This window comes from Microbacterium terrae (assembly GCF_017831975.1).
Classification (GTDB): domain Bacteria; phylum Actinomycetota; class Actinomycetes; order Actinomycetales; family Microbacteriaceae; genus Microbacterium; species Microbacterium terrae.
On the sequence record NZ_JAFDSS010000001.1, the window covers coordinates 1,248,729 to 1,272,839 of the forward strand.

Here is a 24,111-nt window from a genome sequence, read left to right on the forward strand (position 1 = left end):
CCGCTGCGCCGGCTGATGGTGCTGAGGGGCCGCGTCGGTCACCGCCGCACGGGCATGCCGCGCCGGCGCCCGGCGCGCCCGCCGCCGAGCCGAACCAGGTGCGGGCATCCTGGGGTGATGCAGTTCCACGCGGCATCCGACGCCTTCCTGACGCACCTCGCGCAGGTACGTCGGCTCTCCCCGGCGACGGTGCGGGCATATCGCTCCGATCTCGCCGACCTCGAGCGCTCGGCCTGTCGCCCGAGTGTCGCCGACGTCGATCTCGAAGACCTCCGGCAGTGGCTCTGGGTGGCGACGCAGCGCGGCGACGCGCGCTCCACGATCGCGCGCCGCACGGCTGCCGCCCGATCGTTCTTCTCCTGGGCGCTGGATGCCGGGGTGATCCCCACCGACCCGAGTCTGCGGCTCGTCGCGCCCAAGCGCGGGCGGACGCTGCCCCAGGTCGCGACCGCGACCGGGATGGCGGAGGTGCTCGATGGTGCAGCGGCGGCCGCGCGTGACGGCGACCCGGTGGCGCTCCGCGACCACGCCATGCTCGAGCTGCTCTACGGCGCTGCGATCCGTGTCTCCGAGCTGTGCGGCCTCGACGTCGACGACGTCGACCGCGGGCGGCGGACCGCGCGCGTCATCGGCAAGGGGTCGAAGGAACGCGTCGTTCCGTTCGGCGCGCCGGCCGGCACCGCGCTCGAGGCGTACCTCGTGCGCGGTCGCTCCGCACTGGCGGCGCGGTCGGGAGCGGAGCTGACTCGCCCCGGGGGTGCGCTGTTCCTCGGTGTGCGCGGCGCGCGGATCGGGCCCCGTGCGGTGTACGACGTCGTGGCGCGGGTGGTCGGCCCCGAGGTGAAGGCCGCGGTCGGGCCGCATGCGCTTCGGCATTCCGCAGCGACGCATCTGCTCGACGGCGGCGCCGATCTGCGGGCTGTGCAGGAGATGCTCGGACACGCGAGCCTCGGCACCACGCAGATCTACACGCACGTCTCCGCGGAGCGCCTCGCGGCGACGTATCGCCTCGCGCACCCGCGCGCCTGACCCCCGCGCCCGGTACCCTCGCGCCTGACCTCCGGCGCGCGGGCGTCAGCAGCAGGGGAGCAGCACGGCGCGGGGGACTCCGCCGAGCAGCAGCAGAGGATTCACGTACTCGCCGTGCAGCCGCACGCCGAAGTGCAGGTCTCCGTTCGCGGCATGCCCGCCGCGCGTCAGCGTGCCGACGGGAGCACCAGCGCCGATCGAGGCACCGACGCCCACCGATGCGTCGATCGGCTCCAGGGTCGACACCCACCCGTCGCCGTGATCGATCGTCAGCACGCCTCTGCCCGCCACGGATCCCGCGAACGCGACGACTCCTGCAGCAGGCGCCCGTACGGACTCGTCAGCCGTCGGCCGGAGGTCGATGCCGCGATGCCCCGGCCCATAGGCGTGAGGCGGGGCGACGAACGGCGCACTCACGCGCGCTCCGTGCAGCGGCCACGTCCAGGAAGGCTGGGCGGAGTCATCAGCATCCGCCAGGGCGGCGACCGGCTCGGCGGTCTCGGGCGCGTACATACGACCCGGCTGTGCTTCTGCCGCGGCTGAACCGCGCGCCACGGCAGCATCCTCGGAGATGGCGATCGCCGAGACGAGGATCATCGCCACCAGGGCGCCGGCCCGCAGCGCGACCACGGGCGCATGCTCACGATGGGGCGAGCGACGACGGCGGAGGGCGGCGCCGATGAAGGTCATCTGCTCACCCTGGAGGCGTGCCCTCGCATCCGGGGTGCAGCCGCATGTGGACTGTGGACACCGGGCGCGCACGGACAGCGGGGGAGGAGCCTCCTCCTGCTACACTGGAACCCGCATCCTGCTCGTCAGGATGACTCCGCGTGCCCAGAGCGCGTCGTCGGTTCACCGTGACGCGCGGCATCCACACCCAACGGTCCTTCCTCGATTCAGAGGCGGGCGGGAGTGCGCCGGGCACCAGGCTCGTCGGCAGATGTCCGACGCGAAACAACCGCAACAGGCGCGAACGCGCCGGATTAGGAGAACGGCCATGGCCGTCGTCACCATTCGCCAGCTGCTCGACAGCGGCGTCCACTTCGGACACCAGACCCGCCGGTGGAACCCGAAGGTCAAGCGCTTCATCCTCACGGAGCGCAGCGGCATCCACATCATCGACCTCCAGCAGTCGCTGTCGTACATCGACAAGGCGTACGAGTTCGTCAAGGAGACCGTCGCCCACGGCGGCACCGTCCTCTTCGTCGGCACCAAGAAGCAGGCGCAGGAGATCATCGCCGAGCAGGCGACCCGCGTGGGCCAGCCCTACGTGAACCAGCGCTGGCTGGGTGGTCTGCTGACCAACTTCTCGACCGTCTCCAAGCGCCTCGCGCGCATGAAGGAGCTCGAGGAGCTCAACTTCGAGGACCCCGCGGCGAGCGGCTTCACCAAGAAGGAGCTCCTGCTCAAGAAGCGCGAGCTCGACAAGCTGCACAAGTCGCTCGGCGGCATCCGCAACCTCCAGAAGACGCCGTCGGCGATCTGGATCGTCGACGCCAAGCGCGAGCACCTCGCGGTCGATGAGGCCACCAAGCTCGGCATCCCGGTGATCGGCATCCTCGACACCAACGCCGACCCCGACGAGTTCCAGTACCCGATCCCCGGCAACGACGACGCGATCCGCTCGGTGAGCCTGCTCACGCGCATCATCGCCGACGCCGCGGCCGAGGGCCTCATCCAGCGTCACCAGCCCAGCGAAGAGGCCGCAGACGCCGAGCCGCTCGCCGACTGGGAGCGCGAGCTGCTCGAGCAGCCCGCCGAGGTCGTCGAGGCGCCCGTCGCCGAGGCCGAGGTCGTCGAGGCCGCTGAGGTCGTCGAGGCTCCGGCAGCCGAGGCCGAGGCCGTCGAGGCACCCGCAGCCGAGGCTGAGGTCGTCGAGGCCGACGCTGCCGCGACCGACAAGTAAGTCGATCCGCTTCATATGAACTCCGTCGCGGCGGGGTCGTGCTGAGCCGCCAGGCCCGCACGATCCCGCCGCGTCATCCACGAGAACTCACAGAACCAAGGAGCCGCCACACCATGGCAAACTTCACGATCGCCGACATCAAGGCCCTGCGCGAGCAGCTGGGCACCGGCATGGTCGACACCAAGAAGGCGCTCGAGGAGGCCGACGGCGACCTCGAGAAGGCCGTCGAGATCCTGCGTCTCAAGGGTGCGAAGGGCAACGCCAAGCGCGCCGACCGCTCGACCAGCGAGGGCCTCGTCGCCGCCAAGGAGCTCGATGGCAAGGTGACCATCATCGAGCTCAACAGCGAGACCGACTTCGTCGCGAAGAACGAGCGCTTCATCGCCCTGGCCGACAGCGTCCTCGACGCCGCCGCAGCAGCCGGTGCCGACTCGGCCGAGGCCGCACTCGCCGCCCCCGCCGGCTCGCAGACCGTCGCCGAGCTCATCTCGGACGAGGCCGCGATCATCGGCGAGAAGGTCGAGCTCCGCCGGGTCAGCACGCTGGCGGGCGACAACTTCGAGATCTACCTGCACAAGACGAGCAAGGACCTTCCCCCGCAGGTCGGCGTGGTCCTCGCCTACAGCGGTGACGACGCCGAGACCGCTCGCAGCCTCGCGCAGCACATCTCGTTCGCGAACCCGTCGTTCCTCAGCCGCGACGAGGTCCCCGAGGCCGACGTCGAGAAGGAGCGCGAGATCGTCACCGAGATCTCGCGTAACGAGGGCAAGCCCGAGGCCGCCCTGCCGAAGATCGTCGAGGGTCGCGTCAACGCGTTCTTCAAGCAGGTCGCACTGCTCGACCAGGACTACGCGAAGGACAACAAGCTGTCCGTCGCGAAGGTCGCGCAGGACGCGGGTCTGACCCTCACGGGCTTCGCCCGCTTCAAGGTCGGCGCGTAACACGTGCGAAGGCCCGCACCGGATCGCTCCGGTGCGGGCCTTTTCCATGCCCGGTTCCCAGGCCCGGTTCGATAGGTTTGCCCCAACGAGAGGATCGTCGTGATCAGTGAGACCACCGGACGCCGCCGCGTCCTTCTGAAGCTTTCGGGTGAGGCGTTCGGGGGAGGCCAGCTCGGCGTCAACCCGGATGTGGTCGGCCAGATCGCCCGAGAGATCGCCGAAGCGGTCGACCGGGTCGAGATCGCCGTCGTCGTCGGCGGGGGCAACTTCTTCCGCGGTGCCGAACTCAGTCAGCGCGGCATGGACCGCGGACGTGCGGACTACATGGGCATGCTCGGCACGGTCATGAACGCGCTCGCCCTGCAGGACTTCCTCGAGCAGGCGGGCGCGGCGACGCGCGTGCAGTCCGCGATCGCGATGACGCAGGTCGCGGAGCCGTACATCCCCCGCCGCGCAGAGCGGCACATGGAGAAGGGCCGCGTCGTCATCTTCGGCGCCGGCGCGGGTCTGCCGTACTTCTCCACCGACACCGTCGCAGCCCAGCGCGCGCTCGAGATCGACGCGCAGGAGGTGCTCGTCGCGAAGAACGGTGTCGACGGCGTGTACACGGCAGATCCCAAGAAGGATGCGACCGCGACGAAGATCGACCGCATCACGTACATCGACGCGCTGCAGCGCGGCCTGAAGGTCGTCGACTCGACGGCGTTCAGCCTGTGCATGGACAACAAGATGGATATGCGGGTGTTCGGCATGGAGCCGGCCGGCAATGTGACGCGTGCGCTTCTCGGCGAGCCCATCGGCACGCTGGTCACGGCCTGACGCCGCCGCCTGAGTAGACTTGACGAAGCCCCAAACACCCAAGGAGACACTGTGATCGCGGACGTCTTGGCCGAATCCGGAGCGCGCATGGATCGCGCCGTCGAGGCCGCGAAGGAGGACTTCTCCACCGTGCGCACCGGGCGTGCGAACCCGCAGCTGTTCCAGAAGGTGCTGGTCGACTACTACGGCAGCCCCACTCCGCTGGCGCAGCTCGCGTCGATCAACAGCCCCGAGGCGCGCACCCTCATCGTGACGCCATACGACAAGTCGGCGCTCAAGGCGATCGAGCAGGCCATCCGCGATGTGCCGAACCTCGGTGTCAACCCGACAAACGACGGCAACATCGTCCGCGTGACGATGCCCGAGCTCACCGAAGAGCGCCGCAAGGAGTACGTCAAGCTGGTCCGCTCCAAGGGCGAGGACGCGAAGGTGCACGTCCGCGGCATCCGCCGCAAGTCCAAGGACGAGCTGGATGCGCTCAAGAGCGAGATCGGCGAGGATGAGCTCGCCCGTGCCGAGAAGGAGCTCGACGCACTCACGCGCGCGCACGTCGACGAGATCGACGAGGCGCTCAAGCGCAAAGAGGCGGAGCTTCTCGAAGTCTGAGGAACTGACATGACGGATGCTTCCGGGGAGGCGCCCGAGAGCGGCGGCTCCGCGGAGTCGCCGCCCGTCGGCGACAGTACGGCGGTGCGGCCGGGATCCGGCGACGGACGCCACGGCGCCCGACACCATCTCGACGGCACGGAATCGACCGGGAGCCTGCAGGAGCACGTCCGGGCGGCGCGGACCGAGTTCGAGTCGCATGTCGCGAGTGCGCGTGCCGAGTTCGAAGAGGCAAACGAGCGGATCAAGGCGCGCACCGGCCGCGATCTGATCGTCGCGACACTCATCGGACTGGTGATCGGCGGGGTGCTCCTCGCGTCGCTCGTGTTCGTGAAGTGGACGTTCATCGTCTTCGCCCTCGCGGCGGCGATCCTGGGCATCTTCGAGTTCTCCCGTGCGCTGACCGGCGCCGGGCGCCGCGTCGACGTCGTGCCGCACATCATCGCGGCAGTCGCACTGATCCTGACCGCGTACTACCTCGACCCGTGGCTCCACTGGGTGGGCGTCTTCGTCGCGGTGGCGTTCGTCATCGTCTGGCGGCTCGTCGCGCAGATGGCGGCCCACGACGGTCGCCGGTACGCGGATGTGCTCGGTGACACGGTCATCGCGGCCTTCCTGCAGCTCTACGTCGCGTTCCTCGCCAGCCTGTGCGTCGTGCTCCTGCGTCAGGAGGACGGCCAGTGGTGGGTGCTGGCGTTCATCGCCGTCGCGGTCTCGGTCGACACCGGCGCGTACGCCGCGGGGATCTCGTTCGGCCGGCATCCGATGGCGCCCAAGATCAGCCCGAACAAGACCTGGGAGGGCTTCGCCGGCGCTGCCGTCGCGGCAGTGCTCGCGGGTGTGCTGCTCGGCCTGTTCATGCTCGGCCTCACCTGGTGGATGGGCGCGATCTTCGGCCTGTGCGTGCTGGCGACTGCCACCGCGGGCGATCTCGGCGAGTCGATGATCAAGCGCGACCTCGGCATCAAGGACATGAGCTCCTGGCTGCCGGGGCACGGCGGCGTGCTGGACCGTCTCGACTCCATTCTTCCGTCCTCCATGGCGGCGCTTGCCCTCTACTACTTCTTCACCCCCCTGGTGGCATGATGACGATGACCGAACCGGCTCCCGCCGGCTTCCCCGATGTCCACGGACGCGCGAAGGGCTACGCCAAGCGCCCCGTCGACGAGTTCCTGGCGCGCGCCCGCGATGCCTTCGAGGTCGGCGGCGAGCCGATGAGCGCGGGCGACGTGCGCTCCGTCGCATTCCCGCTCGTGCGCGGAGGCTACTCGATCGCCGCGGTCGACGCCGCACTCGGCCGCATCGAGGATGCCTTCGCCGCCCGTGAGCGCGAGAGCGCGATGTCTGCCCTCGGTGCCCGCGCCTGGGTCGGACAGGCCCGCGAGACTGCCCAGGTGCTGCTCGACCGCCTGTCGCGCCCTGCGAAGGAGCGCTTCGACCGTGTCGGGGTCCTCCGGTACGGCTATCGGGTCGCCGAGGTCGACCTCGTCGCCGACAAGCTCGCCGCCTATCTTGCGACGGGGGAGGAGATCACTGTCGACCAGGTGCGGTCTGTGGCCTTCCGCATGGAGCGTCGTGGCTACCGCGAGTCGCAGGTCGACGCCGTCCTCGACGCCCTCGTCGAGGTCATGCTCGCCGTCCGCTGACGTGGTCGCGGTGACCTCCACCCATGTGCGGCGTGCGGCGGCGCGGCCCGATGGCCAGCCGCCCTCGCCGCAGGTACAATCGTGCTCACTGTGACTTCCGGAACCGAGCTGACCCCCACGCGCCGCTCCCGTCGTGAAGCCCTGACGACGACTCCCGCACCGGCACGCCGACCCGCCGCCGCACCTGCGGCCCGCTGGTCGCGTCGGCGTGGAGTGACAGGTGTGTTCGCGGCATTCGCCGTCGTCGGCTTCGCAGCGGCGTACATCGGACCGGCGGGCGTCACCTTCGCCGAGGCGAACGCGCAGGAGCCCGCAGTGACGCTGTACGCCAGCTCCGTGGGCGATGCGCAGACGCGCGCGGCCGACCTCGATGCCGAGCCCGCCGAGGCGGAGGGCTTCGACCGCGGCGGCTACTCCGTGCACGTCGAGGAGCCCGAGCCCGTCGTCGTGGCAGAGCCGGCGTCGAGCTCCTCCTCGGCATGGAGTCCGCCCTTCGTGAACCCCGACCCCGGATCGGCGCAGGCCGTCGCCTACGACATGGTGAAGGCGCGGGGCTGGGGCGACGGCGAGTTCGCCTGCCTCGTGGCGCTGTGGAACAAGGAATCGGGCTGGCGCGTGAACGCGTACAACGCGGGAAGCGGGGCGTACGGCATCCCGCAGGCGCTCCCGGGGAGCAAGATGGCCAGCGCGGGCGCCGACTGGGAGACCAACGCCGGCACGCAGATCTCGTGGGGCCTCGGCTACATCGGCGGACGCTACGGCACGCCGTGCGGCGCGTGGGGCCACTCGCAGAGCGTCGGCTGGTACTGAGCCCATGCCCCGGTCGAACCGCCGCCGCCCTCCAGGCGGCGGCGAGGATTCCTTCGAGCGGCTGCTCGCGGGGTGGAAGCGCACCGAGACGCGCCGCGGCGCGGAGTGGACGGTGCAGCCGGTGTCGGCTGCGCAGGCGCAGAAGGAGTACATCTGCCCCGGGTGCGGGCGCACCGTCGGCATCGGGGTGGCGCACCTCGTCGCCTGGCGTGCGGACGGGGTTCTGGGAGACGCGGCGGACCTCGCCGCGCGACGACACTGGCATCAGGCCTGTTGGAGGATCGGCTGACATGGAGATCCGGGGGCCCATCCTGCTTCCCGCGCGTCGGGAAGACATCGAACTCGAGACGCTCGACGGGCTGACGCTCGTCGGCGAACTCGCGCTGCCGGAGGACCGCGAGCCGGTCGCGACGCTGGTGACGCTGCATCCGCTTCCCACGGCCGGCGGATTCATGGACTCGCACATCCTGCGCAAGGCCGCAGGCCGGCTTCCCGCCCTCGCCGACCTCGCGGTGCTCCGGTTCAACACGCGGGGCACGACATCGCCGCGCGGCACCAGCGACGGCGCCTTCGACGGCGGGCGGGCGGAGGCGTTCGACGTCGCGGCGGCCATGGACTTCGTGCGCGAGCGCGCGCTCCCGCGTCCGTGGCTCGTGGGCTGGTCGTTCGGCACCGAACTCGCCCTCAAATACGGACGCGACCACGACGTCGAGGGCGCCGTCCTGCTCTCGCCGCCGCTGCACCGCGCGAGCGACACCGAGGTGGCGGCCTGGGCGGGGGATGACCGGGCGCTGATCGTGCTCATCCCCGAGTTCGACGACTATCTGCGTCCCGTCGAGGCGGCAGAGCGCTTCGCGGTCGTGCCGGAGGCGACGCTCATCCCGGTCGAAGGCGGAAAGCACCTGTGGGTCGGCGAGACGCAGACACGGCGGGTGCTCACCGAGATCGTCGCGGCGGTCAACCCCGACGCCCTGCCCCTGCCCACGGAGTGGCGCGGCGGGGCACCCGACACGGACTGATCGACTCAGTGCTCGTTCTGCCGCGGGATGATCACCTGGCGGTAGATGATGAGGATGCTCGCCGCGATGGGGATCGCGACGAGGGCACCGAGAAGGCCCAGCAGCGCGCCGCCGGCGAGGGCGGCGATCACCACGACCGCGCCGGGCACCGACACCGCACGGCCCATGATGCGCGGTGAGATCACATACGCCTCGATCTGCATGTAGATGAGGTAGTAGATCGCGGCGATGAGCGCGGTGGTCGGCGACCCCAGCACGAGGCAGGTCAGCACGATGATCGTCGAACCGGTGAGCGTTCCGACCAGCGGGATGAGTGAGAAGAAGAACGCGATCACGGCGAGCACCGCCGGGAACGGCGCCTGGATGATCGAGAGGAAGATCGCGCTCAGCACGCCGTTGATCACACCGAGGCTGAGCTGTCCGATGACGAAGAATCCGACGGAGTCGGTGATCTGCTCGGCGAGGTCGATGAATCGCTCGCGCTTCGAGGCCGGAACCAGCTGGTAGACGGAGCGCTTGAGGCTGGGCGTGGAGGCCGTGAAGTAGATCGTGAGGATGAGCACGATGAACGCGCCGGCGAGCCCGGCCAGGATCGCCCCGCCGACCGCGATGATGCCGCCGCCGATCTGCTCGCCGAGTGCCGCGTAGTCGAGGGTGTTCAGCCAGTCCTGCACGTACTCGAAGACCTCGTCGACCTGGAGGAGCGGGAAGGTGTCGGTCATCCAGGTGCGCAGCTCTTCGACGGGATCGTACGTCCCGCTCTCGAAAAGGCGGGCGACCTGGGCGACGAGCTGGCCGACCTGCTGCACGATGATCGGCACGACCATCAGGATGATGCCGGCGAACGCCGCGAGCACGCCGAGGATCGTGATGAGCACCGCCGCCCATCGGGGGAGCTTGCGACGCTCGAGCCAGGCGACCACGGGGTCGAGACCGAGGGAGAGGAAGAGTGCGGTGCCGACGTACAGCAGGATGGTCGACAGTGTCTGGATGCCGCCGATCACCAGAAGGCCGAGCCCGACACCGAGCGTGGCGACGAACGCGACCCGGAAGGGATTGTGCACCTTCATTGAGAACCGGCCTCCCATCGATGGACGCGTGATGCGCCCGCTCGGTCAGGATACGCACAACGGCGGCCACGACACGGCAATGGCGCCTCCCGGGCTGCTTTCAGGCGTCGTTCGCTAGTCTGAAACGTCGAGTCGAGTGTCTGCGCTCTCTGCGCGGGCCGTGAGAGGTGTAGTTCGTGCGTTTCGTGTGGGCCGTGGCGGCTTTCGTCCTCGCTGCCGTGATGATCGGGGCGGGCATCGCGCAGCGCACCGTCTTCCAGGGACCGACGACCGAGACGGCGACGATCTCCGTCGAGGAGGACGCCCCGTACCTGCTCATCGACGGCGCCGTGTTCAACACCGCGCCCGGCGCTCAGACGCTGCGCGCCTACGGCGAAGGCGAGATCTTCGCGTCCTACGGGCGCACCGCCGATATGGAGGCGTGGCTCGCCGACGCCGACTACAACGCGGCCACGGTGGCCGACGACGGGGCGATCACCACGACCCTGATCTCTCCCGAAGCACCCGACGAGTCCGAGGCGGGCGAGACGACCGAAGACCCGGCCGACGAGACTGCCGAGGAGGCGCCGGCGGAGGAGGGCGACCCTGAGGCGACGGTCGGCCGCGACCCCGCGGGCAGCGACCTCTGGCTCGACGAGTTCGAGCAGACCGACATCCTCATCGCCCCCCTGCAGCTCCCCGAAGGCATGAGCGTGCTCGTCGCGACCGACGGCACGGCGCCCGCGCCCGACCGGGTCTCGGTGTCGTGGCCCATCGCCAGCCCCACGCCCTGGGCCGGCCCGCTCATCGCACTGGGCGCCATCCTCATGGCCGTCGGCGTGTTCCTCTACATCCTCGCCATCCGCCACGTCCGCCGTGCGCGCGGGCCCCGCCGCAAGGGCCTGCCGCTGCCGGTCACCGAGCCCATCGACCTCGCGGTCGAGCAGGAGAGCAAGGGCGTCATCAGCTCGACGCCCTCGCGTCGCTCGATCGCAGACGGCAAAGGGCGCCGCGCGTTCGCGGTGATCCCCGTCGTCGCGGTGTCGGCGCTGCTGTTCACCGGCTGCACCGCTGACGCATGGCCGCAGCTCGCAACGACCCCCACCCCGACGCCGACGGCGACCGTCATCGTGCCCGAGGGGCAGCAGCAGCCGGCCGTCACGAAGGCGCAGGCCGAGCGAATCCTTACCCGCGTCTCCACCCGCGCAGCGGAAGCCGACGAAGCCCGCGACATCGATATGGCGGATGACCGACTCTCGGGCGCGACGCTCGAGGTGCGCAACACCAACTACGTGCTCCGCGGCGAACTCGATGACTACGAATCGCCCGATCCGGTGCTCAGCAAGCCGCTCGAGATCATCCTGCCGCAGGCCTACGACGAGTGGCCGCGCTCCTTCCTCGCCGTCGTCGACGACGAGGAGACCAAGACGTCGAGCATCATGGTGCTCACCCAGGACGACCCGTGGAGCGAGTACCGGCTGTCGTACACTGCCCGGCTCGAGGCGTCGACCCTCATGCCCGACCTCGCGGCGTACTACATCGGCGCGTCGCTGGTGGCTCCCGACTCGCCGTTCCTGATCATGCCGCCCGACGAGGTGGCCGCCGCGTACGCGGACGTCATCAACAACGGCGACGAGAGCGAGTACGCGAGCCTGTTCGACGCCGAGGGTGACCAGCTGCGCGTCAACATCGCGGCGGATCGCGAGCGGCGCCTCGCCGACTTCGAGAAGACGGGCAAGGACACCGGCGATCTGACCTTCTCGACCGAGGCCGGGCCGAACGAGCCGTGGGCAATCGCCACGCTCGAGAGCGGCGCGATCGTCGCGGTCGACATCCACGAGATCGACACCGCCACGCCGACCGAGGAAGGCGCGGCGATCAAGCTCCCCGAGAACAAGACCGTCGAGGCGCTCACGGGCGTCTCCGAGTCGCTGACCGGCTTCACGACGACCTACAAGGACCAGGTCTTCTTCTACGTCCCCGGTCAGGGCTCGAACGAGAAGATCCGGCTCCTCGGCTATTCCTCCGACATCCTCAACGCGAAGGTGATCAAGTGACAGACGCGTCCCCCGCCGCATCGCTCCGCGGCGCCGTCGACCTCTCCACGCTGCGCAATCGCCCGGCCCCCGGTGCGACCGCGCCCGCCGCGGCGCAGCCCGTCTCCGGTCTGGTGATGGACGTCACCGACGAGATGTTCCCCCAGGTGCTCGAGCTCTCGCGCACCGTCCCGGTCGTCATCGACCTCTGGGCCGAATGGTGCGGACCGTGCAAGCAGCTCAGTCCCGTGCTCGAGAAGGTGATCGCCGAGCTCGGTGGGCGGATGGTGCTCGCCAAGGTCGACGTCGACGCCAACCCGCAGCTCGCCCAGGCATTCCGGGCGCAGTCGATCCCGCTCGTCGTGGGGCTCGTCGCCGGCCAGCCGGTGCAGCTGTTCACCGGTGCCGTACCCGAGCAGCAGGTGCGCGAGATTCTCGCACAGCTCCTCGACCTCGCCGCGCAGAACGGCGTCACGGGCTCCGTCGACGCGGGAGACGGAGAGGGCGAGTCCGCCCCCGCCGAAGCGGTGGAGCCCCCGCTCGCGCCGCTCCACGCCGAGGCGTTCGCCGCGATCGAGGACGGCGACTACGCGCGCGCGATCACCGCCTACGAGAAGGCGCTCGCGGAGAACCCCCGCGACGCCGACGCGAAGGCGGGACTCGCCCAGGTGCGTCTCCTCGACCGCATCCAGGGAGCGGACCTGCAGGCTGCGCGTGCCGCGGCCGCTGCCGCACCGACCGACATCGAGGCGCAGTTCGCCGTCGCCGACCTCGACCTCGCCGGCGGGCACGTCGACGACGCGTTCGGTCGTCTCCTCGACCTCTTCGCCCAGCTTCCGGGCGACGCCCGCACGCCGGTGCGCGAGCGGCTCGTCGAGCTGTTCACGCTGATCGGCGATGCCGATCCCCGCGTCGTACGAGCACGTGGGCGCCTGGCGTCGCTGCTGTTCTGACCGCCTGACGCACGCGGCGGCCGGGGTGCCCGTGACGGCACCCGGCGCCGACGTCGCACGCTCAGCCCTGCGTGGGTGAGGGGATGTGCGCCTGCGGGTCGTGCCGCAGCCACAGCACGCCGAGCGGCGGAAGCGTGATCGAGGCCCGGCCGTCGGCGTCGGCGCTCACCACGCCGAGGTTTCCGACGCCGCTGCCGCCGAACTCGGTCGCGTCGGTGTTGAGCACCTCGTGCCAGACGCCGGTCTCCGGCAGGTCGAGCGCGAGCGCGCTGATGGGCACGCCCGAGAAGTTGCCGATGACCGCCACCGTGTTGCCGTGCCAGTCGCGCCGCGTGAACGCGATGACGTTGGGGTTCCAGGTCGGCGCGCCGAGACGGTGGAACGCCGCACCGTCGGCATCGCGCGCCCATAGCGCCGAGTGGTCGCGGTAGGTGCGGTTGAGGGTGCCCACGAAGGACTGCAGCTGGGCGTGGGCCGGCTGGTCGAGCAGCCACCAGTCGAGCGAGCGACCCTCGGACCACTCCGACATCTGCCCGAACTCCTGACCCATGAACAGCAGCTGCTTGCCGGGGTGCCCCCACATATAGGCGAGGAACGCGCGCATGTTCGCGAGCTTCTGCCAGTGGTCCCCGGGCATGCGGTGGAAGAGGCTGCCCTTGCCGTGCACGACCTCGTCGTGGCTGATGGGCAGCACGAAGTTCTCGCTGAACGCGTACACGAACGAGAACGACATCTCGCCTTCGTGGTGCGACCGGTACATCGGATCACGCGCGATGTACTGCAGGGTGTCGTTCATCCACCCCATGTTCCACTTGAAGCCGAAGCCGAGTCCGGCCCGGCTCGTCGGAGCGGTGACACCCGGGAAGCTCGTCGACTCCTCGGCGATCATCGCGATGCCAGGGTAGCGCTTGTACGCGGTGGCGTTGACCTCCTGGAGGAAGCGGATCGCCTCGAGGTTCTCCCGCCCGCCATGGATGTTCGGCACCCAATCGCCGTCCTCGCGCGAGTAGTCGAGGTACAGCATCGACGCGACGGCATCCACCCGGAGTCCGTCGACGTGGAACTCCTCCAGCCAGTAGAGCGCGTTCGCGACGAGGAAGTTGCGCACCTCGTTGCGGCCGAAGTCGAAGATGTACGTCCCCCAGTCGCGGTGCTCGCCGCGCCGCGGGTCGGGATGCTCGTAGAGCGCTTCGCCGTCGAAGCGCGCCAGCGCGAACGCATCCTTCGGGAAGTGTCCGGGCACCCAGTCCATGATCACGCCGATGCCGGCCTGGTGCAGACGGTCGATCAGGTACCGCAGGTCGTCAGGGTGCCCGAACCGGCTGGTCGGCGCGTAGTACCCGGTGACCTGGTAGCCCCACGAGCCGCCGAACGGATGCTCCGCCAGCGGCAGGAACTCGATGTGGGTGAATGCCTGCGCGGAGACGTACTCGATGAGCTGATCGGCCGCGTCGCGGTACGACAGACCCGGACGCCACGAGCCGAAGTGGAGCTCGTACACCGACATCGGCTGCGAGATCGTGCTGGTTCGTGCGCGCTGCGTCATCCACGCGTCGTCGTGCCACACGTGCTTCGCCTGCACGACGACGGATGCGGTGGCCGGCGGCACCTCGGCGGCGCGGGCCATCGGGTCGGCCTTCGTCACCCAGGTGCCGGCGCGGGCGAGCAGCTCGTACTTGTAGGTCGCGCCGGCGAGCACGTCGGGGACGAAGATCTCCCAGACGCCGCTGCCGCCCATCGACCGCATCGCGTGCCCCTGGCCGTCCCAGTCGTTGAAGTCGCCCACCACGCGCACTGCGCGGGCGTTGGGTGCCCAGACTGCGAACGCGGTGCCGTGCACGCCGCCGTACTCCCGCACGTGCGAACCGAGCACCCGCCAGAGCTCTTCGTGGCGTCCTTCGGAGATGAGGTGCAGATCGAGCTCGCCGATCGACGGGCCGAAGCGGTACGGGTCGTCGGCGTCGAAGTCGGAACCGCCGCTGTACTTCGCGACGATCCGGTAGGCGCGTGCGTCGCCGGCGCGGGAACCCTCCCAGATGCCCGCGCGCACGTGCTCCAGGGGCACGCTGGTGCCGTCGTCGAACCGCGCGGTCACGCTCGTCGCGAGAGGGCGCCGCACGCGGACGACCCAGGCGCTGCCCCCCTCGGCGTCGGCGACGGGATGCAGGCCCAGCACCGCGTGCGGATCGTGGTGCGACCCGGTGCCCACCGTGTCGAGCAGATCATCGGAGAGCGTCATCGGGGCTCCTTCACGTGCAGGATGTGCACCGGCTCGCTGAACGCGTCGAGTCGGACGTAGTTGTGGTCGGACCAGGTCCAGCGTGCTCCGGTGACGAGGTCCTCGACCTCGAAGACGTCTCCGGGTTCGACACCCCAGACGCGGGTGTCGAGGTGCACCGTGGTCTCGCGCACCGAGTGCGGGTCGGTGTTCACGACGACGATGATCGTGTCGGCAGCCCCCGTCGGAGACAGCTCGGCTTCGATGCGCTTGGCGTAGACGAGGATCGCGTCGTCGTCGCTCCAGTGCACCGAGAGGTTGCGCAGCTGCCGCAGTGCCGGGTGGGCGCGGCGGATCTCGTTGAGGCGCCGCAGGAAGGGCGCGAGCGAGTCGCCGGATGCCTCGGCGCCGGCCCAGTCGCGGAACTTGTACTCGTACTTCTCGTTGTCGATGTTTTCTTCGGATCCCGGCCGGGCGACGTTCTCGAACAGCTCGTATCCGGCGTAGACGCCGTAGACCGGTGCCGCGGTGGCGGCGATGGCCGCGCGGATGACGTAGGCGGCGCGGCCGCCGAACTGCAGGTACTCGGTGAGGATGTCGGGGGTGTTGACGAAGAGGTTCGGGCGCAGGAAGTCCGCCGTCTCGCCTGCAAGCCCGGTGAGGAACTCCTCGAGCTGCTCCTTGGTGTTGCGCCACGTGAAGTAGGTGTAGCTCTGCTGGAAGCCCGCGGAGGCGAGACTCTGCAGCGGTGCCGGGCGCGTGAACGCCTCAGCGAGGAAGACCACGTCGGGGTGCTCGGCGGTCACCGTGCGGATCAGCTGCTCCCAGAACTGCAGCGGCTTGGTGTGGGGGTTGTCGACGCGGAAGATGCGCACCCCCTGCGCGATCCAGTGGCGCACGACGCGCATCACCTCGGCGAGGATGCCCGCCGGGTCGTTGTCGAAGTTGATCGGGTAGATGTCCTGGTACTTCTTCGGCGGGTTCTCGGCGTACGCGATCGTGCCGTCGGGGAGCGTCGTGAACCACTCCGGATGCTCGGTCACCCACGGGTGGTCGGGAGCCGCCTGCAGGGCGAGGTCGAGGGCGACCTCGATGCCCTCCGCCCGAGCCGCCCGCACGAAGGCGCGGAAGTCGGCGAGGGTGCCGAGGTCGGGATGCACCGTGTCGTGGCCGCCCGCGGCGGAGCCGATCGCCCACGGCGACCCCGGGTCGGCGGGCCCCGCGTCGAGGGTGTTGTTCGGGCCCTTGCGGTTGAGCGTGCCGATGGGGTGGATCGGCGGCAGGTAGAGCACGTCGAACCCCATGCCCGCGACACCGGGGAGGCGCTTGATCGCGGTGCGGAAGGTGCCGCTCTTGACCGTGCCGTCGCGAAGACGCTTCGCTCCCTCGGAGCGGGGGAAGAACTCGTACCAGGCGCCGACGCCGGCGCGTTCGCGTTCGACCAGCAGCTCCGCCTCCGGACCGATCGACACGAGCGACATCAGCGGACGAGCGTCGAAGATCGCGGCGATGGCGGGGTCGTGCACGATCGCGAGGGCGGCGGTGTCGGAGGCGGCGTCGTCGCGGAGGGCCGCGGCGGCAGCCTCGAGCGCGCGCCGCTGAGCCACCGGTCGCGACTTCTCGGCGATCGCGCGGTCGAACAGCTCGGCGCCCATCCGCCGCATGAGCGGCGTGTCGACGCCGGCCGCGATCTTGAGCGACGCCGCGTGCTCCCAGGTGGCGAAGTCGTCGCCGAACGATTCGAAGCGGAATCGCCACACGCCTTCGGCCAGGAGCGCGATCTGCGCCTCCCACCGGTCGAACCCGTCGAGGAGCGGAGTGAGGCGGTGGAGGGATTCGTCGCCCGAGGGGCTGAACAGCCGCACCTGCACGCCGATGAGGTCGTGACCCTCGCGGAACGCGGTGACGCCGAACGGGACGACCTCGGTGGCGAACGCCTTCGGCCGGTGCGTCCCCCAGGGGACGGACGGGGTGGGCTTCGCCATCGGGATCCGCAGCGACTCGGTGGAGCGCTCGGCCTGCCAGGAGCGGGTCGGTCCGACGGGGATCGAGGTTGCGCTCTTCCAGGGCCGGGAGCGCGCGGAGCGCGAGGTCGTTGCCACGGTTCGAACCTATCGTGAGCGATCGCAGCGGGACAGGCGGCGCGGCACGAAGACGTTCAGGTTCGCCCGGTTCCGACGCGCGGTCACTGGGCGCGGAACAGATGCATCGATGTTCCGGGCAGCTCGATCACGGCGCCGGGTGCATGCACATCGTGAGCGGCTCCGGGCTGCTCGTCGGCGCTCGACCACAGCGAGGTGAAGCCGGTGACGCCGTCGATCTCGGGGAGCGTGACCGCGATCGGCCGTTCGTTCCCGTGGACCATGAGCAGGATGCGGTTGAACTCCTCGTTCTCCGGCGTCGATGCCGCCACGTACTGCAGCGTGCGGTGTGTGGGATCGGTCCAGCGCTCGATCGACATCGTCTCGCCGTGCTCGTCGTACCACTCCATGACCGAGGCGGACGGCGTGTGCTCGTCCAGGCGCGCGAAGTGGATGGGACGCAGTGCCGGGTTCTCGCGTCGGAGGCGCAGCAGCGTCTGGACGTGCGCGTGGATGTCCTCCTGCCACGGTGCGTGCTCCCAGGAGAGCCAGGTGAGAGGCGAGTCGTGGCAGTACGCGTTGTTGTTGCCGCGCTGGGTGCGTGCGAACTCGTCGCCTGCCGTGAGCATGGGGATGCCCGCCGACAGGAGCAGCGTGCCGAGGAGGTTGCGCATCGCCTTGCGGCGCGTCGCGAGGATGCGCTCGTCGTCGGTCGCACCCTCGGCCCCGTGGTTGAACGACCGGTTCGTGTCGGCGCCGTCGCGGTTGTGCTCGCCGTTGCCCAGGTTGTGCTTGACGTCGTACGAGACGAGGTCGCGCAGCGTGAAGCCGTCGTGCGCCGTGACGAAGTTGACGCTCGCCAGCGGACCGCGCTCCTGGCTGAAGGTGTTCGACGACCCGGCGAGGCGGGTAGCGAACCCGCCGACGCCGACGGGCGACGTCGAGGCGCGCCGGGCGTAGTCGACGTCGCTGAGCCAGAAGTTGCGCACGCGGTCGCGATAGCGGTCGTTCCACTCGTGCCAGCCGTCGCCGAAGTTGCCGGTCTGCCATCCGCCCATGCCGACGTCCCACGGCTCGGCGATCTTCTTGACGTCGGCGAGGGCCGGGTCGTCGAGGATCGCCTGCAGCAGAGGATGCTCCGGGGTGAAGCTGTGCGACTCGTCACGGCCGAGCGTGGCGGCAAGATCGAATCGGAAGCCGTCGATCTGGACGTCGTTCGCCCAGTAGCGCAGCGAATCGAGCACCAGCCGGGCCGCGGCATCCTGAGATGTGTCGACGGAGTTGCCGCATCCGGTCACGTCGATGTAGGCGCCGTCGTCCTGCTGGCGGTAGTACGCGCGGTTGTCGATGCCGCGCAGGCTCGACCGCGGTCCGCCGATGCCCTCCTCGGAGGTGTGGTTGTAGACGACGTCGAGGATGACCTCGAGACCGGCCTCGTGCAGCAGCTTCACCATTCCCTTGAACTCGCGCAGCACGGCCTCGGGGCCGGCCTGGCGCGCTTCGTCGGTGGCGTACGGCGCGTGCGGGGTGAAGAAGTTCAGGGTGTTGTAGCCCCAGTAGTTCGCCAGGCCGTGCTGGAGGAGGCGCGGTTCGGTGACGAAGGCGTGCACGGGGAGCAGCTCGATGCTCGTGACGCCGAGTCCCAGCAGGTGCTCGACCATCGCGGGGTGCGCGAGCCCGGCGTAGGTGCCGTGCAGGGCGGGCGGCACTTTCGGGTGGCGCTTGGTCAGGCCCTTGACGTGGCCCTCGTACAGCACGGTCCGATCCATCGCGACGCGCGGCTTGGTGACGCCGCCCCAGTCGAACGACCCGTCGACGACGACAGACCGCCAGTCCGAGAAGCCGCCCCGGTCGAGGCCGCGCGAGTACGGCTCGATGAGTAGCGAACCCTGGTTGAAGGTGTTCCCGGGGCCATGCGGTCCGTCGACGCGGATGCCGTAGCGCACGCCCGCGCGAAGCAGCGGGGTGGTGACCGACCATACGCCGCCGCCCACGGCGGTGAGGGGCTCGGTGTCGATGATCCAGTCCAGGTCGGTGTCGTCGAAGACCACCAGCTCGACCGACGATGCGGCGCCGGACCACACGCGCAGGGTGCCGCCGCCTTCGCCGAGGGTGACCCCGAGTCGGTCGAGTTCTGGACGGTGCAGACCGGCCGGAGGCGCGGTCACGGAAGCGGTCTCGGGCATGGTTCTACAGTAGTAACGCCGTGAGTCACGGAGGTTACGCCCGGACGGAGGTGGTCATGGCGGTCTATCTGGATCATGCGGCCACCGAGCCGCTGCGCTCCCAGGCGCGTGATGCGTGGCTGGAGGCATCGGTCGCGGTCGGGAACGCCTCGTCGATCCACGGCTTCGGTCAGGCGGCGAGGCGGCTGCTCGAGGAGGCGCGCGAGCGCGTCGCCGCCGTGCTGTCGTGCGATCCGATCGAGGTGGTGTTCACGTCGGGCGGCACCGAGTCGGTGAACCTCGCACTCCGGGGTCTGTGGACGAGCCGCGCCGCGGACGCGACCGCGATCGTGCTCCCCGACGGTGAGCACCACGCGACGCTCGACACGGTCGAGGCGCTGCGCACGCAGGACGCTGCGCAGGTGCGCCCGGTCGCGCTCGACAGCCTCGGCAGGATCCGGCCCGACGCCTTCGCACGCGAACTGCCGGGTGCGGCGCTCGCGACAGCACTCGTCGCGTCGAACGAGGTGGGGACGATCTCGGATGCCGCGGCCCTCGCCCGCACGGCGGCCGAGGCGGATGTACCGCTCCACCTCGACGCGGTGGCCGCGTTCGGCCACATCGACGTGGACTTCCGCTCCTGGCGCGGCGCCGCGAGCGGCACGACGGGCCTGGTCGCGTTGAGCGTGTCGGCGCACAAGGTCGGCGGTCCGGTGGGTGTCGGCGCGCTCGTCGCGGCGCGGACCGCGGCGATCGCGCCGCTGTTCCACGGCGGTGGGCAGCAGCGCGGAATCCGGCCGGGCACCCAGGACATCCCGGGGGCCGTGGCGTTCGCCGCGGCCGCCGAGGCGGCGGTGTCGGAGCGTGCCGAGGAGGCCGCGCGTCTGTCCGCGCTCCGCGACCGCCTCGTCGGCACCATCCTCGCGACCGTGCCGGAGGCCCGTCTCCTGGGCGACCCGGTGGACCGGCTTCCGGGGAACTCTCACCTGCTGTTCCCGGGCGCATCGGGTGAGACCCTGCTCTTCCTCCTCGATCAGGCCGGCGTCGCGGTCTCGACGGGATCGGCGTGCCAGGCCGGCATCCCCGAACCGTCGCACGTCGTGACCGCGATGGGGTTTAGCCCGGACGAGGCGCGGCAGGTGCTGCGGCTGACGCTCGGGCGAACCACCACCGACGCCGACGTCGACGTCGCGGTCGCCGCGTTCCCCGCGGCCGTCGAGCGGGCTCGCGCGGCATCCGGCCTCTCCTCAGGGGCCCGCTCGTAGACTGGTGTCATGCGGATCCTTGCGGCCATGAGTGGGGGAGTGGACTCCGCCGTCGCGGCTGCACGGGCCGTGGAGGCGGGGCACGACGTCGTCGGCGTCCACCTGGCGCTGTCGCGCGCGGGCGGGACCCTCCGCACCGGAAGCCGTGGCTGCTGCACGATCGAGGACGCCATGGACGCGCGACGGGCCTCCGACCGCCTCGGCATCCCGTTCTACGTCTGGGACTTCTCCGAGCGGTTCCGTGACGACGTCATCGACGACTTCATCGCCGAGTACCGCTCCGGCCGCACTCCGAACCCCTGCATGCGCTGCAACGAGAAGATCAAGTTCGCCGCCCTTCTGGAGCGCGCTCTCGAACTCGGCTTCGACGCGGTGTGCACGGGTCACTACGCTGCGCTGGTCGACGGTCCGGACGGGCGTGAGCTGCACCGCGCATCGGATGCCGCGAAGGACCAGTCGTACGTGCTCGGTGTGCTCACGGCCGAGCAGCTGGCGCACACGTACTTCCCGCTCGGGTCGACGCCCTCGAAGGCGGTCGTCCGCGCCGAGGCCGAGGCCCGCGGGCTGTCGGTCGCCCAGAAGCCCGACAGCCACGACATCTGCTTCATCCCCGACGGCGACACGAAGGGCTGGCTGGCCGACAAGGTCGGCGCCGCGACCGGCGATGTCGTGGACCGTACCGGCGCCGTGGTGGGCTCGCACGAGGGCGCGCACGCGTTCACGGTCGGGCAGCGCCGCGGGCTGTCGCTCGGCGTTCCCGCACCCGACGGGAAGCCGCGGTTCGTGCTCGAGGTGCGTCCGGTCTCCAACACTGTCGTGGTCGGACCCAAGGAGGCGCTCGCGACGGCCGAGATCTCGGGGGAGCGCTTCTCGTGGGCCGGCCGGCCGCAGTCCGAGGGGCGGTTCGAGTGCGAGGTGCAGATCCGCGCCCACGCAGACCCGGTACCCGCCCGCGCCGTGTTCGACGACGGCGTCATCACGGTGGTGCCCGAGACTCCGTTCGACGGTGTCGCCCCGGGCCAGACCGCCGTGCTCTACGACGGCACGCGCGTGATCGGGCAGTTCACGATCGACCGCACCGTCTCTGCCGTTCCCGTCGCCGTCGCCGGCTGATTTGAGCGGGGCGCACACGCGCGGTGCGCCCGGACGGGTGTCGGCGGGCACTCCTAGACTGACGTGGTGACAGATGCCGCATCACCTGTGGAGATGAGCCTCGACGACGCGCGCACCGAGGCTCGCGAGCTGACCGAGCGCATCGTCTCGGCCCGCGACGCCTACTACGGGCGCGACGCGGAGCTCGTCGACGACGCGACCTACGACGGGTGGATGCACCGCCTCGAGGCGCTCGAGCGACTTCATCCCGAATTGCAGGGACAGGACTCGCCGACCCAGACCGTCGGGGCGGCCGAGAACTCGATGTTCGCACCCGTCGAGCACGCGGAGCGCATGCTCAGCCTCGACAACGTGTTCTCGCCGGAGGAGCTGCGCGAGTGGTGCGTGAAGACCGCCGCATCGGCCGGTCGACCGGTGCGGTGGCTCACTGAGCTGAAGATCGACGGGCTCGCCATCAGCCTCCGCTACGAGCGCGGCGTGCTCATCTCTGCCGCGACGCGCGGCGACGGCCGCGTCGGCGAAGACGTGACGGCGAACGCCGTGCGGGTCACCGGCATCCCGCAGCGTCTGGCGGGAACGGGGCATCCGCCGATCGTCGAGGTGCGCGGTGAGGTGTTCATCCCGGTCGCGGCGTTCGAGCGGCTCAACGCCCTGCAGGCCACGATGCGCGACCGGGCGCTCGACGAGACGCGCGCCCGCAGCCGCAGCTTCGACGAAGCCAAGGCCCGACTGAGCGCGGAGCGCCGGTTCCCGTCGTTCGCGAACCCGCGGAATGCGGCGAGCGGGGGCCTCCGCCAGCAGCTCGAGAAGAAGGACGGCCTCGAGCTCGAGGCGGGGCAGGCGCGACTCGACTCCCTCCGGCTCTTCGTGCACGGTATCGGGGCATGGAATGAACCGCCGGTCGCCTCGCAGAGCGAGACGTACGCACTCCTGGCCGAGTGGGGTCTGCCGACGAGCCCGTACTTCCGCACGGCCGACGACATCGACGGCGTACTCGAGTTCGTCGCGCACTACGGCGAGCACCGGCACGACGTCGAGCACGAGATCGACGGCGTCGTCGTCAAGGTCGACGAACTCGAGCTGCACGACGAGCTCGGGGCGACCAGCCGGGCGCCGCGGTGGGCGATCGCGTACAAATACCCTCCGGAGCAGGTCAACACGAAGCTGCTCGACATCGTCGTGTCCGTGGGCCGAACGGGTCGAGCGACTCCGTTCGCGGTGATGGCGCCCGCGCGGGTTGCCGGCAGCGTGGTGCGCCAGGCCACGCTCCACAATCAAGACGTCGTGCGCGCCAAGGGCGTGCTCATCGGCGACACCGTGGTGCTGCGCAAGGCGGGCGACGTCATCCCCGAGATCCTGGGCCCGGTCGTCGAACTGCGCGACGGGACCGAACGCGAGTTCGTCATGCCGACCGGCTGCCCCGAATGCGGTTCGCCGCTCGCCCCGGCGAAGGAGGGCGACATCGACCTGCGCTGCCCGAATACGAGGGCGTGCCCGGCGCAGGTGCGGGGCAGGGTGGAGCACATCGGCTCCCGCGGGGCGCTCGACATCGAGGTGCTCGGCGAGGTGACCGCGGCCGCGCTCACACAGGCCGAACCGCCGGCTCAGGCGCCGCTCGAGACCGAGGCGGGGCTCTTCTCGCTCTCGCTCGAAGACATCGTCCCCGTCTCGGTCATCGTCCGCGACGCCGAGAGCGGTGAGCGCAAGGTCGATGAGACCACCGGTGAATTCATCCGGCGCACGCCCTTCCAGAAGCTCGGCCCTGCCCAGTACCCGCCCGGCACCGAGCACCTCGACGCGGCGGAGCGCCGACGGGCGGGCATCCGAAAGGATCACCGCGAGGTGCTCCCCTCCGAGCAGGCGGTGAAGCTCATCGCCGAGCTCGAGAAGGCCAAGACGAAGGAGCTGTGGCGTCTGCTCGTCGCGCTCAACATCCGGCACGTCGGTCCGGTCGCGGCCCGCGCCCTCGCTCAGTGGTTCGGCTCGCTCGACGCGATCCGCGCGGCCGACCGCGACGGCCTCGCCGATGTCGAGGGCGTCGGCGCCATCATCGCCGACTCGCTCCAGGACTGGTTCGCCGTGGAGTGGCACCGCGAGATCGTCGAGCGATGGGCGGACGCCGGAGTGCAGTGGTCGACTCCGGGGCACCCCGGTCCGGGCGCGGCGGCGGCGGCCGGAGGCGTGCTCGACGGACTGACCGTCGTCGCGACGGGATCGCTCGAGGGCTACACCCGCGAGGGTGCGCAGGAGGCGATCCTCAGCGCCGGGGGCAAGGCGGCGTCGAGCGTCTCGAAGAAGACCGACTTCGTCGCAGCGGGTCCCGGAGCCGGCTCGAAGCTGGCGAAGGCGGAAGAGCTCGGCATCCGCATCCTCGATGCCGCGCAGTTCCGCGTGCTCGTGGAGCAGGGTCCGGACGCGCTCGGCGCCGGGTAGCCGCCGAGGGCGGCGAACACCG

20 protein-coding genes are annotated in these 24,111 nt (G+C 70.3%); 15 read left to right on the top strand and 5 right to left on the bottom strand.

The features are described 5' to 3' along the window. Nucleotides 1-117 precede the first annotated feature (117 nt). Entirely contained in the window at nt 118-1,029 is a 912-nt protein-coding gene (locus tag JOD63_RS05750; protein ID WP_045276232.1) for a tyrosine-type recombinase/integrase, read from the top strand. 45 nt (nt 1,030-1,074) lie between these two features. Here the strand turns inward: JOD63_RS05750 and JOD63_RS05755 are convergent, their stop codons facing one another. Next, nucleotides 1,075-1,719: a murein hydrolase activator EnvC family protein gene (locus JOD63_RS05755; RefSeq protein WP_245243878.1), complete on the bottom strand. Its 645-nt coding sequence runs from the start codon at nt 1,717-1,719 to the stop codon at nt 1,075-1,077. A gap of 307 nt (nt 1,720-2,026) precedes the next feature. Here JOD63_RS05755 and rpsB point away from each other — a divergent pair, with 307 nt between their 5' ends. From rpsB to JOD63_RS05800, 9 genes are all read left to right on the top strand, one after another. After that, entirely contained in the window at nt 2,027-2,935 is a 909-nt protein-coding gene (gene rpsB / locus JOD63_RS05760) for a 30S ribosomal protein S2 (protein WP_045276231.1), read from the top strand. 113 nt (nt 2,936-3,048) lie between these two features. Further along, a complete protein-coding gene (gene tsf, locus JOD63_RS05765) occupies nt 3,049-3,876 on the top strand; it encodes a translation elongation factor Ts (protein WP_045276230.1) in 828 nt (275 codons plus the stop codon). A 99-nt stretch (nt 3,877-3,975) separates the two neighbouring features. Next, nucleotides 3,976-4,695, top strand: coding sequence for a UMP kinase (pyrH, locus tag JOD63_RS05770; protein WP_045276229.1), 720 nt, complete (start codon nt 3,976-3,978; stop codon nt 4,693-4,695). Nucleotides 4,696-4,746: 51 nt separating this feature from the next. Then, on the top strand, nt 4,747-5,301 hold the full coding sequence (gene frr / locus JOD63_RS05775) for a ribosome recycling factor (RefSeq protein WP_045276228.1): 555 nt from the start codon (nt 4,747-4,749) through the stop codon (nt 5,299-5,301). A 9-nt stretch (nt 5,302-5,310) separates the two neighbouring features. Beyond that, complete coding sequence (locus JOD63_RS05780; protein ID WP_052682535.1) at nt 5,311-6,387, top strand: phosphatidate cytidylyltransferase; 1,077 nt, start codon at nt 5,311-5,313, stop codon at nt 6,385-6,387. A gap of 5 nt (nt 6,388-6,392) precedes the next feature. Continuing rightward, the gene (locus tag JOD63_RS05785) at nt 6,393-6,947 is read left to right on the top strand and encodes a DivIVA domain-containing protein (protein WP_045276323.1); all 555 of its coding nucleotides are present in this window, start codon (nt 6,393-6,395) and stop codon (nt 6,945-6,947) included. A 90-nt stretch (nt 6,948-7,037) separates the two neighbouring features. Next, nucleotides 7,038-7,757, top strand: a complete 720-nt coding sequence (locus JOD63_RS05790) for an aggregation-promoting factor C-terminal-like domain-containing protein (protein ID WP_045276227.1) — start codon at nt 7,038-7,040, stop codon at nt 7,755-7,757. Nucleotides 7,758-7,761: 4 nt separating this feature from the next. Continuing rightward, the gene (locus tag JOD63_RS05795) at nt 7,762-8,046 is read left to right on the top strand and encodes a hypothetical protein (RefSeq protein ID WP_045276226.1); all 285 of its coding nucleotides are present in this window, start codon (nt 7,762-7,764) and stop codon (nt 8,044-8,046) included. 1 nt (nt 8,047) lies between these two features. Continuing rightward, complete coding sequence (locus JOD63_RS05800; protein ID WP_045276225.1) at nt 8,048-8,776, top strand: alpha/beta hydrolase; 729 nt, start codon at nt 8,048-8,050, stop codon at nt 8,774-8,776. A gap of 5 nt (nt 8,777-8,781) precedes the next feature. Here JOD63_RS05800 and JOD63_RS05805 read toward each other — a convergent pair whose 3' ends face one another. Then, entirely contained in the window at nt 8,782-9,846 is a 1,065-nt protein-coding gene (locus tag JOD63_RS05805; RefSeq protein WP_045276224.1) for an AI-2E family transporter, read from the bottom strand. A 176-nt stretch (nt 9,847-10,022) separates the two neighbouring features. On the opposite strand from JOD63_RS05805, the gene JOD63_RS05810 reads away from it, so the two are divergent. Together JOD63_RS05810 and JOD63_RS05815 are read left to right on the top strand one after the other, a co-directional pair. Next, nucleotides 10,023-11,882 carry a hypothetical protein gene (locus JOD63_RS05810; RefSeq protein WP_045276223.1) on the top strand — a complete coding sequence of 620 codons (1,860 nt, stop codon included), beginning with the start codon at nt 10,023-10,025 and terminating at the stop codon, nt 11,880-11,882. After that, on the top strand, nt 11,879-12,814 hold the full coding sequence (locus JOD63_RS05815) for a tetratricopeptide repeat protein (protein ID WP_045276222.1): 936 nt from the start codon (nt 11,879-11,881) through the stop codon (nt 12,812-12,814). Before JOD63_RS05810 ends, JOD63_RS05815 begins: the two co-directional genes overlap by 4 nt. Nucleotides 12,815-12,875: 61 nt before the next feature. Here the strand turns inward: JOD63_RS05815 and glgB are convergent, their stop codons facing one another. From glgB to glgX, 3 genes are all read right to left on the bottom strand, one after another. Beyond that, nucleotides 12,876-15,053, bottom strand: coding sequence for a 1,4-alpha-glucan branching protein GlgB (glgB, locus tag JOD63_RS05820; protein WP_045276221.1), 2,178 nt, complete (start codon nt 15,051-15,053; stop codon nt 12,876-12,878). Then, the gene (locus tag JOD63_RS05825; RefSeq protein WP_045276322.1) at nt 15,050-17,017 is read right to left on the bottom strand and encodes a maltotransferase domain-containing protein; all 1,968 of its coding nucleotides are present in this window, start codon (nt 17,015-17,017) and stop codon (nt 15,050-15,052) included. Before JOD63_RS05825 ends, glgB begins: the two co-directional genes overlap by 4 nt. Nucleotides 17,018-17,217: 200 nt before the next feature. Then, nucleotides 17,218-19,299: a glycogen debranching protein GlgX gene (glgX, locus tag JOD63_RS05830; protein ID WP_045276220.1), complete on the bottom strand. Its 2,082-nt coding sequence runs from the start codon at nt 19,297-19,299 to the stop codon at nt 17,218-17,220. Nucleotides 19,300-19,355: 56 nt separating this feature from the next. Here glgX and JOD63_RS05835 point away from each other — a divergent pair, with 56 nt between their 5' ends. The 3 genes from JOD63_RS05835 to ligA all read left to right on the top strand — a co-directional run bounded on the left by JOD63_RS05835 (nt 19,356) and on the right by ligA (nt 24,089). Continuing rightward, entirely contained in the window at nt 19,356-20,543 is a 1,188-nt protein-coding gene (locus tag JOD63_RS05835) for a cysteine desulfurase family protein (protein ID WP_045276219.1), read from the top strand. 9 nt (nt 20,544-20,552) lie between these two features. Next, complete coding sequence (gene mnmA / locus JOD63_RS05840) at nt 20,553-21,656, top strand: tRNA 2-thiouridine(34) synthase MnmA (RefSeq protein ID WP_084613584.1); 1,104 nt, start codon at nt 20,553-20,555, stop codon at nt 21,654-21,656. A gap of 93 nt (nt 21,657-21,749) precedes the next feature. Beyond that, a complete protein-coding gene (gene ligA, locus JOD63_RS05845) occupies nt 21,750-24,089 on the top strand; it encodes an NAD-dependent DNA ligase LigA (protein ID WP_211088174.1) in 2,340 nt (779 codons plus the stop codon). Nucleotides 24,090-24,111 lie beyond the last annotated feature (22 nt).

Excerpts from the sequence above, each read along its gene's own strand:
- JOD63_RS05750 (WP_045276232.1), top strand. The coding sequence starts at position 118 with ATGCAGTTCCACGCGGCATCCGACGCCTTCCTGACGCACCTCGCGCAG.
- JOD63_RS05755 (WP_245243878.1), bottom strand. The coding sequence starts at position 1,719 with ATGACCTTCATCGGCGCCGCCCTCCGCCGTCGTCGCTCGCCCCATCGT.
- rpsB (WP_045276231.1), top strand. The coding sequence starts at position 2,027 with ATGGCCGTCGTCACCATTCGCCAGCTGCTCGACAGCGGCGTCCACTTC.
- tsf (WP_045276230.1), top strand. The coding sequence starts at position 3,049 with ATGGCAAACTTCACGATCGCCGACATCAAGGCCCTGCGCGAGCAGCTG.
- JOD63_RS05780 (WP_052682535.1), top strand. The coding sequence starts at position 5,311 with ATGACGGATGCTTCCGGGGAGGCGCCCGAGAGCGGCGGCTCCGCGGAG.
- JOD63_RS05785 (WP_045276323.1), top strand. The coding sequence starts at position 6,393 with ATGACCGAACCGGCTCCCGCCGGCTTCCCCGATGTCCACGGACGCGCG.
- JOD63_RS05795 (WP_045276226.1), top strand. The coding sequence starts at position 7,762 with ATGCCCCGGTCGAACCGCCGCCGCCCTCCAGGCGGCGGCGAGGATTCC.
- JOD63_RS05800 (WP_045276225.1), top strand. The coding sequence starts at position 8,048 with ATGGAGATCCGGGGGCCCATCCTGCTTCCCGCGCGTCGGGAAGACATC.
- JOD63_RS05805 (WP_045276224.1), bottom strand. The coding sequence starts at position 9,846 with ATGAAGGTGCACAATCCCTTCCGGGTCGCGTTCGTCGCCACGCTCGGT.
- glgB (WP_045276221.1), bottom strand. The coding sequence starts at position 15,053 with ATGACGCTCTCCGATGATCTGCTCGACACGGTGGGCACCGGGTCGCAC.
- JOD63_RS05825 (WP_045276322.1), bottom strand. The coding sequence starts at position 17,017 with ATGGCGAAGCCCACCCCGTCCGTCCCCTGGGGGACGCACCGGCCGAAG.
- glgX (WP_045276220.1), bottom strand. The coding sequence starts at position 19,299 with ATGCCCGAGACCGCTTCCGTGACCGCGCCTCCGGCCGGTCTGCACCGT.
- JOD63_RS05835 (WP_045276219.1), top strand. The coding sequence starts at position 19,356 with ATGGCGGTCTATCTGGATCATGCGGCCACCGAGCCGCTGCGCTCCCAG.
- mnmA (WP_084613584.1), top strand. The coding sequence starts at position 20,553 with ATGCGGATCCTTGCGGCCATGAGTGGGGGAGTGGACTCCGCCGTCGCG.
- ligA (WP_211088174.1), top strand. The coding sequence starts at position 21,750 with ATGAGCCTCGACGACGCGCGCACCGAGGCTCGCGAGCTGACCGAGCGC.